This is a genomic window from Dysgonomonas sp. BGC7 (assembly GCF_001261735.1).
Classification (GTDB): domain Bacteria; phylum Bacteroidota; class Bacteroidia; order Bacteroidales; family Dysgonomonadaceae; genus Dysgonomonas.
The window spans coordinates 44,107-57,658 of record NZ_CVRP01000017.1; the positions used below are offsets into that span (position 1 = coordinate 44,107).

General features: G+C 37.8%; 12 protein-coding genes. 2 read left to right on the forward strand and 10 right to left on the reverse strand.

What is annotated here, in order from left to right:
* Positions 1 to 11: 11 nt before the first annotated feature.
* The 4 genes from BGC7_RS14035 to BGC7_RS14050 form a co-directional block, all read right to left on the reverse strand.
* Entirely contained in the window at positions 12 to 578 is a 567-nt protein-coding gene (locus tag BGC7_RS14035; protein WP_050702237.1) for an anthranilate synthase component II, read from the reverse strand.
* A gap of 5 nt (positions 579 to 583) precedes the next feature.
* Entirely contained in the window at positions 584 to 1,993 is a 1,410-nt protein-coding gene (locus BGC7_RS14040) for an anthranilate synthase component I family protein (RefSeq protein ID WP_050702238.1), read from the reverse strand.
* Between the two features lie 24 nt (positions 1,994 to 2,017).
* Complete coding sequence (trpB, locus tag BGC7_RS14045) at positions 2,018 to 3,202, reverse strand: tryptophan synthase subunit beta (protein WP_050702239.1); 1,185 nt, start codon at positions 3,200 to 3,202, stop codon at positions 2,018 to 2,020.
* A 249-nt stretch (positions 3,203 to 3,451) separates the two neighbouring features.
* A complete protein-coding gene (locus BGC7_RS14050; protein WP_242034433.1) occupies positions 3,452 to 4,909 on the reverse strand; it encodes an arylsulfatase in 1,458 nt (485 codons plus the stop codon).
* A 203-nt stretch (positions 4,910 to 5,112) separates the two neighbouring features.
* Here BGC7_RS14050 and BGC7_RS14055 point away from each other — a divergent pair, with 203 nt between their 5' ends.
* Positions 5,113 to 6,108 carry a metallophosphoesterase family protein gene (locus tag BGC7_RS14055; protein ID WP_050702241.1) on the forward strand — a complete coding sequence of 332 codons (996 nt, stop codon included), beginning with the start codon at positions 5,113 to 5,115 and terminating at the stop codon, positions 6,106 to 6,108.
* Between the two features lies 1 nt (position 6,109).
* On the opposite strand, the gene BGC7_RS14060 is transcribed toward BGC7_RS14055, so the two are convergent.
* The 3 genes from BGC7_RS14060 to proS all read right to left on the reverse strand — a co-directional run bounded on the left by BGC7_RS14060 (position 6,110) and on the right by proS (position 9,284).
* Positions 6,110 to 6,964 carry a patatin-like phospholipase family protein gene (locus BGC7_RS14060; protein WP_050702242.1) on the reverse strand — a complete coding sequence of 285 codons (855 nt, stop codon included), beginning with the start codon at positions 6,962 to 6,964 and terminating at the stop codon, positions 6,110 to 6,112.
* A gap of 111 nt (positions 6,965 to 7,075) precedes the next feature.
* The gene (locus tag BGC7_RS14065) at positions 7,076 to 7,537 is read right to left on the reverse strand and encodes a DUF3836 domain-containing protein (RefSeq protein WP_347339018.1); all 462 of its coding nucleotides are present in this window, start codon (positions 7,535 to 7,537) and stop codon (positions 7,076 to 7,078) included.
* A gap of 265 nt (positions 7,538 to 7,802) precedes the next feature.
* Positions 7,803 to 9,284: a proline--tRNA ligase gene (gene proS / locus BGC7_RS14070; RefSeq protein ID WP_050702244.1), complete on the reverse strand. Its 1,482-nt coding sequence runs from the start codon at positions 9,282 to 9,284 to the stop codon at positions 7,803 to 7,805.
* A 378-nt stretch (positions 9,285 to 9,662) separates the two neighbouring features.
* On the opposite strand from proS, the gene BGC7_RS14075 reads away from it, so the two are divergent.
* Positions 9,663 to 10,355 (forward strand): YjjG family noncanonical pyrimidine nucleotidase, encoded by a 693-nt coding sequence (locus BGC7_RS14075; RefSeq protein ID WP_050702245.1) that lies wholly within the window; start codon positions 9,663 to 9,665, stop codon positions 10,353 to 10,355.
* On the opposite strand, the gene BGC7_RS14080 is transcribed toward BGC7_RS14075, so the two are convergent.
* The 3 genes from BGC7_RS14080 to BGC7_RS14090 form a co-directional block, all read right to left on the reverse strand.
* Entirely contained in the window at positions 10,350 to 11,303 is a 954-nt protein-coding gene (locus tag BGC7_RS14080; protein WP_050702246.1) for an acyltransferase family protein, read from the reverse strand. The two genes, BGC7_RS14075 and BGC7_RS14080, sit on opposite strands and share 6 nt — an antisense overlap.
* Positions 11,304 to 11,503: 200 nt before the next feature.
* On the reverse strand, positions 11,504 to 12,001 hold the full coding sequence (locus BGC7_RS14085) for a flavodoxin (RefSeq protein WP_050702247.1): 498 nt from the start codon (positions 11,999 to 12,001) through the stop codon (positions 11,504 to 11,506).
* A 31-nt stretch (positions 12,002 to 12,032) separates the two neighbouring features.
* Positions 12,033 to 13,328 (reverse strand): MATE family efflux transporter, encoded by a 1,296-nt coding sequence (locus BGC7_RS14090; protein WP_050702248.1) that lies wholly within the window; start codon positions 13,326 to 13,328, stop codon positions 12,033 to 12,035.
* Between the last annotated feature and the right edge of the window lie 224 nt (positions 13,329 to 13,552).

The window sequence follows — 13,552 nt, forward strand, 5'->3', positions numbered from 1 at the left end:
GTTAGATTTATTTAGTTATTTAAGAAATTTCTGATAATTGTTTCCCCTGCAGGAGTAAGTACCGATTCGGGGTGGAATTGCACTCCATGAATATCGAACGTTTTGTGTTTCAGTGCCATTATCTGTCCGTTGTTGTCTATGGCTGTGACACTAATGCAATCAGGTAATTTATCGTTACTTACAATCCAAGAGTGATAACGCCCTACTTCAAGTTCGCTGCCTAAAGTGTCGAAGATATAATCGGGTTCGATGACCTTGATTTGTGTGGCTACCCCATGATACACATCTTCCAGATTGGTAAGTGTTGCCCCGAAAGCTTCTCCTATTGCCTGATGCCCTAGGCAGACACCAAGTATAGGTTTCTTTCCTGCATATTCCTTTATCAGTGGCAATAAAAGACCAGCTTCGGACGGAATACCCGGGCCGGGAGATAGGATGATCTTATCATATTTTGCAACGTCTTCCAACGCTATTTTGTCATTTCTGATTACATCCACATCTTTAAATCCCAATTCTTTTACCAGATGTACAAGGTTGTATGTGAAGGAGTCGTAATTGTCGAATATTAGTATTTTCATTGCTCTTAATTCTTTAGTTGTTCAGCAAATTTCACAGCTTTAGTCAATGCACCTAATTTATTTTTTACCTCCAGAATTTCTGTTTCGGGGTTCGATTTAGAAACGATTCCTCCTCCTGCTTGATAGTAGAGAGTATTGTTGCGGCTAAGGAAAGTCCGTATGGTAATAGCCTGATTCAGGTCTCCGTTGAACCCAATATACCCTATGCAGCCTCCATAAACGCCACGCATTTGTTTTTCTATGTCGCGTATCAGTTGCATAGCTCTCACTTTGGGCGCTCCGGAGAGTGTGCCGGCAGGAAAAGTATCGGCAAACACTTTCATATTGTTCCTGTCTTTATCAACAATACCGCTAACCCGTGACACCAAATGGATGACGTGTGAATAGAATTGTACATTCTTATAAAATTCTACTTTTACATCGTCGCAATTGCGACTGAGGTCGTTGCGGGCCAAATCGACCAACATTACATGCTCGGCATTTTCTTTTTCGTCTTTTAGTAGCTGTTCGGATAATTTGCGGTCTTTTTCATCGTCTCCTGTACGGAAATATGTACCTGCAATAGGGTCTATGTATGCTTTACCTTTAGTTATCTTACAGTGAGTTTCGGGCGATGAGCCAAATATGCGGTACGAACCGAAATCGAAATAGAAAAGATAGGGTGAAGGATTGATGGAACGGAGCGACCGATAGACCTTAAAGTCGTCTCCTGCAAATTTTTGAGTGAAACATCTGGATAAAACGATCTGGAATACATCGCCACGTTTGCAGTGTGCTATTCCTTTTTCTATCATTTGGTGATGTTCTTCGTCTGTTATCATAGACTGTTCTGTGCCTATGGTTTCGAAGTTGTAAGAGGCTATATTGTTATTGTTCAGTATTCCTTCCAGTTCGTGTGTTTTTTCACTTGTGCCTTCCACTACATTTTCAACGATAGTCAATTCGTTTTTCAGATGGTTGATGACAAGGATGAAGCGATATAGGATATAGTAAAATTCAGGAATATCTGAGTTGTTGAGTTTTGTATTCACAGGGTCTACATCTTCGAAGTAGCGAATGGCATCGTAAGATGTGTAGCCCAAAAATCCGTTTATATTTGTTTTGTTTTCGCCCTGAACATCGAACTGATTGATAAAATCGTGAAATTTATCTGTAAGGTTCTGGTGAGCATATAATGTTTCCTGTTTTACTGTATTGTCAGGATATGTATAAGTTATCTGATCGTTGTCGACTCTGAAACGTGCTATCGGGCTGATACCTATAAACGAATAACTGTTTTCGCCTCCATGATAATCGGAGCTTTCCAAGAGGGCTGATTCCGGATATACATCTCTTACTTTGAGATAGATGCCTACAGGTGTTTGCAAGTCGGCAAGAAGATTTTTTGTTTTTACGTTTATTTTAAACTTTTCCATACTATGCTTTTTTATTACTTGCTATTAATGATTAAAAGCGTTGATATAAGTTTCCATATCTTTATCACCTCGTCCCGAAAGGCATAATACAACAACAGCTCCTTTTCGGAAATTTACTTTTGGCAACGCCCCTAAAGCGTGTGCCGATTCTATAGCCGGAATTATTCCTTCCAGTTTTGTCAGTTCGAAGGCTGCATCCATTGCTTCATCGTCCGTTACGGCTAAAACCTGAGATCTTCCTGTTTTGGCAAGATATGCATGCATAGGGCCTATTCCGGGATAATCTAATCCTGCCGAAATAGAGTATGGCTCTTCTATTTGTCCATCTTCCGATTGCATAATCAGAGTTTTGCTTCCATGAATAATACCTAATTTGCCAAGATGTATAGTGGCTGCCGATTCTCCCGAATTCAATCCTTTTCCGGCGGCTTCTGCCAGTATAATTTCTACGTCGGGTTCGTCTATAAAGTGGTAAATGGTTCCTGCGGCATTACTTCCTCCTCCTACACATGCCATTACGTAGTCGGGGGTTTCTGTTCCTTCTTTCTCCAGCAACTGCTTGCGTATCTCTTCGCTGATAACAGATTGCAGGCGGGCTACCATGTCAGGGTAGGGGTGAGGCCCTACTGTAGATCCTATAACGTAGTAAGTGTTAGATGGGTTACTACACCAGTCGCGTATGGCTTCGTTTGTAGCATCTTTTAGTGTCATATTTCCACTGGTGACAGGTACAACTGTGGCTCCCAACATTTCCATTTTTTGTACATTCAGCTTTTGGCGTTCTACGTCCGTTTTGCCCATGTATACAATACATTCCATATTCATAAGGGCACAGACAGTTGCAGTTGCCACACCATGCTGTCCGGCTCCTGTTTCGGCTATGATGCGGGTTTTTCCCATACGGCGTGCAAGTAGTATTTGTCCTATTGCGTTATTTATCTTGTGCGAGCCTGTATGGTTGAGGTCTTCACGTTTCAGGTATATTTTGCAGCCATATTTTTCAGAAAGTCTTTTAGCTAAATAAAGGGGGGAAGGACGTCCTACATAGTCCTTTAGTAAGGCATCGTATTCTTCTCTGAAAGATGGTTCATTAATAATTTCCAGATAAGACTTCTTCAATATTTCTACATTGTCGTACAGAATTTCAGGAATGTATGCACCTCCAAATTCTCCATAAAAACCATTTGTATCAACTGTGAATTTTTCCATTTTTTATATTGTGTTTATTTTATTCCTTACAAAAAAAGCCTGTCGTGAGTTACGACAGGCTTTGTATTTTATCTTATAATTTTTCTACCTATAAATACATACCGGTTTTGCTCACGACTTTTTGAGTTGTAAGAGCCACCACCAAAATGTATTTGTCAATAGAAAGTTCATTTTTTATTCTTTTGTTTCCACAAAGATAAATCTAATTTGTAAAAAAGCAATGAAAATAGATTTTTTTTTGATTTATGCTTATTTTTTCTTTTCTGCCGTTTCAGGGTAGTTTGGACTGGTTAATATGTTTTTTTCAAATATATTGAGTTTTCCATCCTTAACGTATGGCTCACCTCTTTCGCTAAGGTGTTTTGTCATATAATCCCTCCATTGCAACAACTCTTTGTTGTATTTCTTGTTTTTTGCGAGATTTTTTGTTTCGCCCGGATCACTCTTCAGGTCAAATAACTGTTCTTCTCCTGTTCTGAAAAACCAAATATATTTTATTTTCCCATCGGTAAGTCCTGCCCAGTAATTGTTATGCTCGTAGATTGCAGCATGTTCCATATCTATATAGGGTCGCCATGATGAGTTTGGAGCTTTTAGTAATGGCAGAACTGATTTGCCATCCATATCTTCGGGTTGTTTTATGTGTGCAGCTTCGAGGAAAGTAGGCAATATATCTCGTAATTCGACTACTTGCTCCAATCTGGCTTTTTTGCTTGCTGAATAATTGGAATCTCTGGGTGCTTTGACAATGAAAGGGATATGAGAAGAACCTTCATAGGCATAGGTTTTGCGCCAATGGTAATGATCTCCCAGCATATCACCATGATCGGATACGAATATAATGATAGAATTGTCATACAATCCTTTTTCTTTCAGTGTTTCAATTATTCGGCCTATCTGATCATCTACAAATGTTATCGCACCGTAATAATAGCGTCGTGACTGAATGGCATGTTCTTCTCCAAAATTGCCGAAAGGCGCATCTTTTGTGTTTTTTCTGTCGGCAAAAGAACTGCACCAGTCTCCAATATGTGGGTGTATGACTTCCTTGTCTTTATACATGTCTGCATAGCGCTGAGGCGGATCGTAAGGACTGTGGGGGCGGGCAAATGATATCTTTAAAAATAAGGGTTTGTCTAAATCGTAATTTTTGATGAAACGAATGGCTTCGTTTCCTGTCCATTGGGTAGGATGGAGGTTTTCTTCCAGCACATATTGTGCTCCGGCATGCTCGTTCCAACCTATACCTGTGGCATCAGGATCTTTTCCCGGAGCTTCCATTGCAAACCATTGACGATAGTCGCTTACAAAGTCTTTGGACTCTACCCTTCCCGATTCGTCAAGGAATGTTCCATGAAATCCGTGTTTGTTTCGTTGAGGGGTATAGTGCATTTTTCCGATTCCAAAGGTATAATAGCCCGCTTCTTTTAGCATTTGCGGCATTTCGTAAGGATACTTCTCTGCAACTTTATAATAACCCAGCATACCATGTTTCCAAGGAGAACAGCCCGTTAGTAGCCCTGCGCGTGCAGGTGTACTACTTGGAGTAGAGGAGTAGGCGTGCATAAAAGTGGTTCCATCTTCGGCTATGGCATCAATGTTTGGAGTGTGTATGAAAGGATTGCCCATTGTTCCTACACAGTCGAATCGTTGTTGATCGGTCATTATAAGAATAAGGTTGGGCTTTTGCTTTTCCTGACCAGTCATATATAGAGAAATGCCTGTTAGAGCTAAAGGGAGTAAACCGTGTACTTTCATTATTTGATGGGTTTTAGATGTGTTGTGTTAAACGCTACAAAGTAAATGAATTTATCTTAATTAACTATTAGGCACTATTAATTTGATCGTATTTATTGTTTGGGTAGACTTAGTTGTTTATTTTCGTAAGCTTAATACTAACTTATGAAATAATGACTAAAAAAACACTATTCACACTTTTCTTCATTTTATTTGCTTATATGTCTTATGCACAAGAAATAGCTTTTAAGTTTAATAAAGACAGTCGTTTTAAGATTGTTCAGTTTACCGATGTACACTACAAATACGGAAAACCTGAGTCAGCTGTCGCAATAGATTTGATTAAAGAGGTATTGGATGCAGAAAAACCTGATCTGGTAGTATTCACGGGAGATGTCGTATGGGCTAAGCCTGCGAAAGAAGCTCTTGATGAAGTGTTCAATACAGTTGTTGAAAGAAAGATTCCTTGGGCATACATATTCGGGAACCATGATGATGAATTTGGTATGTCTCGTCAGGAGATAATGGACTATGTAAGTCAGAAACCTTATTGTGTGGCGCGTGCTGGAGATAAATCTCTGGATGGTGTAGGTAATTACATACTAGAGGTAAAAGACAAAAAGGAAAATAAAATAGAGGCTTTACTATACTTTATGGATTCTAAAGCTTATAGTAAGATAAAGAATGTAGGACATTACGATTGGTTTGGATTCAATCAGGTAAATTGGTACCTGCAAGAAAGTGCAGCGTATACTGCTGCAAATAAGAATAAGCCTTATCCGGCATTAGCCTTTTTCCATATTCCTCTCGCAGAATATCCTCTGATGACTACAGCTAAAGATGCTAAAATCATAGGAGAGAAACGGGAAAACGAATGTAATGGCAAGCTTAATAGTGGTATGTTCGCAGCAATGCGTACGAGTGGAGATGTGATGGGTACATTTGTAGGACACGATCACGACAATGATTATATAGGAGAATATTATGGTCTGTATCTGGCATATGGTCGCTACTCGGGAGGTAAGACTGTGTATAATAATCTGGGAAAGAATGGATGTCGTATAATTGAGTTGAAAGAAGGAAAAAGAGAATTTTCTACATACATACGTCTTTTGGGAGGAGAAACCCTGTATCCGGTAGAATATCCCAAGACATTTCCCATAAAATAACTTATCCTTTATAAGAGAAATGAAGGTTATGGATACTTTTTGCACATTCATAACCTTCTTCATATAATGAGGTCAGCTTGTCTGTATCTTTTTCTATACGATCTACATTGATTGGCTTTAGCGGACGTATAACGAAAACACGACCTTCATCTTCCAATTTTTCTATCAACTCTAACTGGGAATTATACAGTGTGTTCCTATTGCTTAAGGCTTTTCTCATTGCCGGATATTTACGGTAAATGAAAGATGGTATTTTTATGTCTTTGCTCTCTTTTCTGTATCCTTTGTTTCGGGTAAGAACAACAACATTTTTTTCATATCCCTGTCCTATTGACCTTATTACAGGTATAGAATCGCAAATACCTCCATCCAACATTGGTATGTCGTCTACATAAGTAATCGGGCAGAGTATAGGCAAACTGCTCGATGCCTTTACTATATCTATGACTCTTTCTTTATCGTTTTTTTCTTCAAAATATTCAGCTTGCCCTGTGAGGCAATTAGATGTTACCATCTCGAATCTGGAATCGGATCTGAAATAGGTAGCATAATCGTAGGGTATTATATTTTCGGGGAATTCATGAAAGAGCAAATCAAAGTCCATAATGTTTCCCTTCTTGAAGTAGTGCTTTAATCCGATGTACTTGTATTTTGCAAGTAGATCTATGTTGCTATATTTCGCCCTTCCTCTTTGGTTCGACATATACGACAGCCCATTGCATGCTCCGGCAGATACTCCAATAGCATATGGAAAATGAATCTTATTGTCCATGAAATAATCCAGAACACCGCAAGTGAAAACTCCACGCATTCCTCCTCCTTCGAGTACCAGCCCTATATTTTGTGTCTCAATCATTATTCAAAAATACGGATTTTCTACTAAACTGAAAAGTAAAGGCCCGAAATCTGACTTGTCAGAGTTTCGAGCCTTTGTCGTATAAAGAAAAGTAGTGTGTATAAATGCTGCTCAACGCAGTGTAATTAATTCATTATTTATATTTGTCTTTTGTGTCGAAATAAAATCTCCGTCTGTATTGTAATTGTATGCCATTTGTTCGGAACGGGTTGCCCATTTGTTTTTCTTTTCATCCCACCTTGTATGAGTAACGTAAATAATAAGGCCATCATTGTATTCGTACTCATGTTTTTGATTATTTACCCATCCATATAGACTACTCCAGTCGTATTCTATTTTCGATAATATATTATTGTCGGAGTCGTAACTGTAGGTGGTTTTCTTTATGGCTTGAGAAGTTATAGTATTATATAATATATATTCTTTGATAGTGCCATTCTCAGTTTTTTCGATATTTGTATAGATTATTTCGCCTTTGTTACTTGCTTGAGCTGAGAATACGGATAAAAATGCTATAATAAGAGCAGTCAATATATAAGTTTTCATAATTGTAATTTTTTTAATATTGGAAATTGTTTTTCTTACTTAAGCGCTTTCATTATATATGACGAAAGGTTATGCAGAATAGTTACAATTATTTTGAAGAAAATTATATTATTTTTTTTACTTCTTCTGTATTTGTTTGTGAAATAGTGCTTTATGTAATATAAAAAGCCTCACATTTGCGAGGCTTTTTATTTATATTATAAGATGATATTAAGTATTTGACCTAGAGCTTTGCTATAATATCGGGCAAATGATAATTTGCTCCTACAAAGTCTACTAAAGATTAATCTACTTAATAAGCTCGGGCGAAAACCACACGCTGTGCAGAAGGCTTACCCGTTACCATACATTTGCCGGGAGTTTTATCTCCTTCGAGAGGAATACAGCGGATGGTCGCTTTTGTTTCATTCTTTATCATTTCTTCGGTTTCTGGTGTCCCATCCCAATGAGCCATAATAAATACACCTTCTTCTATTTTTATTTTAAACTCTTCGTAAGTGTCTACCGAGATTGTTTGTTTTGTTCTGTAGTCTGCTGCTTTTTTGTAAATATTCTCTTGAATATCGTTTAAAAGGTTTTTGATATACAGATCCAGTCCATCGCAAGAAACAGTTTCTTTTGTTAAAGTGTCGCGACGGGCTACTTCTACAGTGTTGTTTTCCATGTCTCGAGCTCCCATTGCAAGGCGTACAGGTACCCCCTTCAATTCGTATTCGGAAAATTTCCAACCTGGTTTCTTGTTGTCAGCATTGTCATATTTTACACTAATGCCAAGAGATTTCAGTGATTTGACTATACCTTCTACTTTTTCATTTATTTTAGCTAGTTGTTCATCTCCTTTATAGATTGGAACTATCACTACCTGATATGGCGCAAGCTTTGGTGGCAATACAAGACCATTGTCGTCTGAATGTGCCATTATTAAAGCTCCGATAAGCCGGGTGGAAACTCCCCATGAGGTAGCCCATACATGATCCATTTTACCTTCTTTATCTGCAAATTTTACATCGAAAGCCTTTGCGAAGTTTTGTCCTAAGAAGTGTGAGGTACCCGATTGCAAGGCTTTTCCGTCTTGCATCATGGCCTCTATGGTATATGTGTCTACTGCTCCGGCAAAGCGTTCGGAAGCAGATTTTACTCCTTTTATTACAGGCATTGCCATATATTCTTCGGCAAAGGTGGCATATACTTCCAGCATTTTGCGAGCTTCAGCCTCGGCTTCTTCTTTAGTTGCATGGGCAGTGTGTCCTTCTTGCCACAAAAACTCGGCAGTACGAAGAAACAAACGGGTACGCATTTCCCAACGTACAACGTTTGCCCACTGATTACACAATATAGGCAGATCTCTGTACGACTGTATCCAGTTGCGATAAGTATTCCATATAATGGTTTCGGATGTAGGACGAACTATAAGTTCTTCTTCCAGCTTGGCTTCGGGGTCTACAATGACGCCTTTGCCATTGGGATCGTTTTTGAGACGGTAATGCGTTACTACAGCACATTCTTTGGCGAATCCTTCCACATGGTCAGCTTCTTTGCTAAGAAACGATTTAGGAATAAAAAGCGGAAAATAAGCATTGACGTGTCCTGTTTCTTTGAACATATCATCAAGCTGGCGTTGCATCTTTTCCCAAATAGCATATCCGTATGGTTTAATCACCATACATCCTCTTACAGCAGAGTTTTCTGCCAGATCTGCTTTTAATACCAAATCGAGGTACCACTGACTGTAATCCTGACTTCTCGAAGTGAGTTCTTTTAATTCTTTTGCCATAATATATGTAATAGTCTATAATTATCTGAATAGAGTGCAAAGTTAGCAAAAGCCCTTAATTAAACAGTATGTCGGCTTTATTTTATATTTTTGCTTGTTGAAACGGCTTTCAAGTGATTCGTAATAATTATTGACACATTTAGTAGGGGTAACTAAAATAGCCTCGCACTAAATGGCAGTTGGTCATAAGGCTAATAAAACTTTATCTATAAACCGATGGACAAAGTGATATAAAAAGAGAAAAAATGACAAATAGAGAAAATAGTAAAAAAGTGTACAAGTTTGTCAGGTTTTAGTTAAAATCATATTTTGCCGAGACATGTAAAATCCTTGTTTCGGAAAGAGGAGAACTTCTGATTAACGTAAAGTAAATATATAATGAAATATACAAATATACTTCTCGATCTTGACGATACTCTTATCGACACTGTAGGTAATACTTATATTACAGTAAAAGAAATTTATAATGACTATCAATTTGCAAACTATTTCCCATCGTTCGAAGATTTCTATACTATTTATAAAACGAATGTAAGTAATTTGTGGGAGATGTATGGAAAGGGAAAAATTTCGAAAAAAACATTGCAATATGAGCGTTTTGTCGCCCCATTGAGTATTGTTGAAGAAATAAGTGTGGAGCAGGCTTTGGCGATCAATGACGACTTTGTGATCCGGATAATGAAGTTGGATAGCCTTATCGATGGAGCAAAGGAACTTCTTGATTATTTGCATCCTAAATATAAAATACACATTTTATCGAATGGCTTTACCGAGATGCAGTATAAGAAAATGGATAGTGCAGGTTTATCTTCTTACTTCGACAAGGTAATTCTTTCCGATGTTGTCGGAGTCAATAAACCTCACCCTGAAATTTTTCAATTTGCATTGAACCAGATAGGAAAAGAAGCAAATGAAGTGATTATGATCGGAGACAATCCCCATGCCGATATTGCCGGAGCTTACAATAGTGGTATAGATCAGATTTGGTTCAATCCAAATAACGCGTCGGTTGCGGATATTATTCCTACTTATACGGTAACTAATCTATTAGAGATCCGAAATATTCTATAAGAATATTTTTATTCTTTTATTTACTTCCAAAAGTGCTGTAGACAACAGGATGGATAGGAAGAAGTACAAAGGGAACATAGTTATGTCGGCCTTATACGGGAATCCTGTAATTATAAATATAGCCATGATATGGATGAAGTAAACCGAAGATGCCAGTTTTGAGATGTAGCCATCGTCATCAGGTTTATACTTAGCATACTTCAATACCGATAGAAATATTAACGGACACAAGATAGGCATCACTAAGTATAGCTCATCTTTTACAGGATCAATTTCTCCCACTTTAGAAAAGTAGACGAATGCAGATTCTGCAAGTAGTGGAATAAAGAGTATTGCTGTAATAACAAGCATCCCCGTGTTTTTGAAGAAGGCTTTGTCCTCCAGTCTCATTTTGTTGATGTAATATCCTGCAAACATGAATGGGAATCCCATCATCAAGAAGGTTCTTACAATAGTAGGATACATGAAGATGTGTATGTCGAACAAATATATTTTCTGTATGGCATAGCTTATGAAAAATAGGATAAGTGCTATTGTCAATAATATAGAGAGTTTAAACTTTCTTGTCAGATATATGACTATAGATGCTCCTATCAGACTTGCTATATACCATAGGTGATAGTAGCCTGTGAATATGTTTATGAGGAGTAGTTTTTTACCTCCTCCTGTCATGTACCATAGAAAAGGGGAGTAGATAACCATCCATGTAGCGTAGATAATAAATAGCCGAATAATGTATTTTTTGACTTTTGCTTTATCATTAACTATATTGGCAAAATAATATCCGTTCACAATAAGAAATAATGGTACGGCGACACGGGCAAATCCGTCGGAAATGAGCCATCCGAAAAGTCCGTGTTCAGAAATATTGGTATGAGTGGTGATAACCAGTATGCTAAGAACCAGTTTGGTGTAGTCGAGAGTAATATTTCTTCCCGGAAGAGCCATTTATTTGCTGTTTTAGTTATGCTGTAAGGGTAAACAGAGCGTTTACGCCACAAAGATATAATAATCAGCATTAAAAATAGAATGCCATTCCGAGAAACTGTCCAGATATTCTGGTTTTCCTTGGTGTATGCGGCTTTCTAAAAACAAAGGTTGAACAGAAATGCTCAACCTTCGCTTTAAGGTTTCTGATCTATCGTATTTTAATTCAAATATTTCTTTAGGTCCTTTGCCCAATTGTTTATGCGGCTTTCAGTTTCGTTATATTCGTTGTCCTCGTCAAGAGCTAATCCAACGAATTTGCCATCGACAATAGCTTCTGAATCATCGAACGTATATCCGTCGGTAGATACAGAGCCTACTATTTCTACCTTGCCTTTTAATGCTTTATACAGAATGTACATTCCACCGGCAAAGCTTGTAGAGAAAGAAGCGCTATCTCCTAACCCAAAAATAGCTACTTTTTTTCCGGTGAAGTTCATTTTTTCAAATTTGGGAAGAAATGATTCCCAATCATCCTGCAAGTCACCAACCCCGGTCGTAGATGCTCCTAAGATTAAGAAGTCGAATGGTGCAAGGTCGTCTATACTTACACTTTCTGCATTGAACAAGGCTGCATCATCGAACAATGCTTGTATTTTTTCTGCTACCGCTTCTGTGGCTCCGGTAGAAGAGCCATAAATTATTGCAATTTTACTCATAACAAGTTAGATATATTATGTTGATTATCACTTATCTGGAATAGTTCAAAATAGAAGGAGCCATAAAGCTCTGTACTATTCCTCTTAAAACCAGATACATGATAAACGCAAACCATAAGATATTGTTCGCAGAAAAATTATAAAAAACAAGGTAGATCAAAAAGAAACTACATACAGCTATCAGCATGGAATTTCTCATCTCCCGTGAAGCTGTCGCTCCTACAAAAATACCATCCCAGAGGAAAGCTGAAAATCCTGCAATCGGAATCAATCCTACCCAAAAATGGTATTGCTCACTGAGGGTTATTATACTTTCTTTATCGGTAAGAATTCTTAATATAGGTGTGAGATATAAGGCATAGATAATAGTGAACAAGCAGGCAATACCTCCTCCCCACATGAATAATTTTCTCACTAGAAGCTTTAGTTCTGAATTTTTATTAGCTCCAATAAACCTTCCCGTTAAGGCTTCTGCTGCATAGGCAAATCCGTCCATCATATAAGAAAATAAAATAAACATTTGCATCAATAGTGCATTCACTGCAAGTATTTCGCTTCCTTCCTTAGCTGAGGCAGACATGAAGAAGGTAGTAACAGCTACCAGAGCCATTGTTCGGATAAAAATATCACTGTTCACCTTGAAGAAGGGTATGTAAGATCTCAGATTCTTGAGAGTAACAGTATCGATATATTCTTTTAACCTTCCGAATTTTAGATTCCATATTATAATGGAAGAAATAAATCCGGAGTATTGGGCGCATACGGAAGCTAGAGCAACTCCATTTATTTTCATCCCTAAACCGTATACAAATATGAAACTCAAAGTTATGTTCACTATGTTTATTCCAATAGCTATAACCATCGGCACTTTTGCGTTTTGCATACCCACATACCAGCCATTGAACGCATACATTCCCAGTATGGCCGGGGCTGCCCATATATATATGAAGAAATATTCGCGGGCATGAGTCTTTACTGAAAGCCCTGCATCGAGGAAATAAAGGCCAATGGCTGCAATAAAGTATTGTAACAATATGATCAATGCGCCAGCACTCATAGCCACTATCAGTGAACGCATCAGTATGGTCATTTGCTCCTTGTAGTTTTCTGCTCCGTATGCCTGAGCTGTGAAGCCACTGGTGCCCATTCGCAGAAAAGAGAAACTCCAATATATGAAATTGAATATCATGGTAGCTAAGGCAATGGCTCCGATATAGTCTTCCGAGTCGAGGTGACCAACGATGTATATATCTACCATACCCAGTAGGGGGACGGTGATGTTAGAGATAATATTCGGTATTGCTAGTCGCAATATACTTCTGTTCATAATGTAAGCAAATGTAATATTGTTGTTGTAAACACACAAATGAGAAAAAAAGACACATTTCTTTTCTTCTGTTTTTATTTGTTATTTTCCGGCTATTCATCAGGTCGTTATTTTTTCTATAGATAAAGTTTTTGGATTAGCATAAAAGATCGGCATGAGATTATTTTGTTCTACTTATTCCAAAATATTATATCTTTATATCCTCTAATATAAAACGACACAAA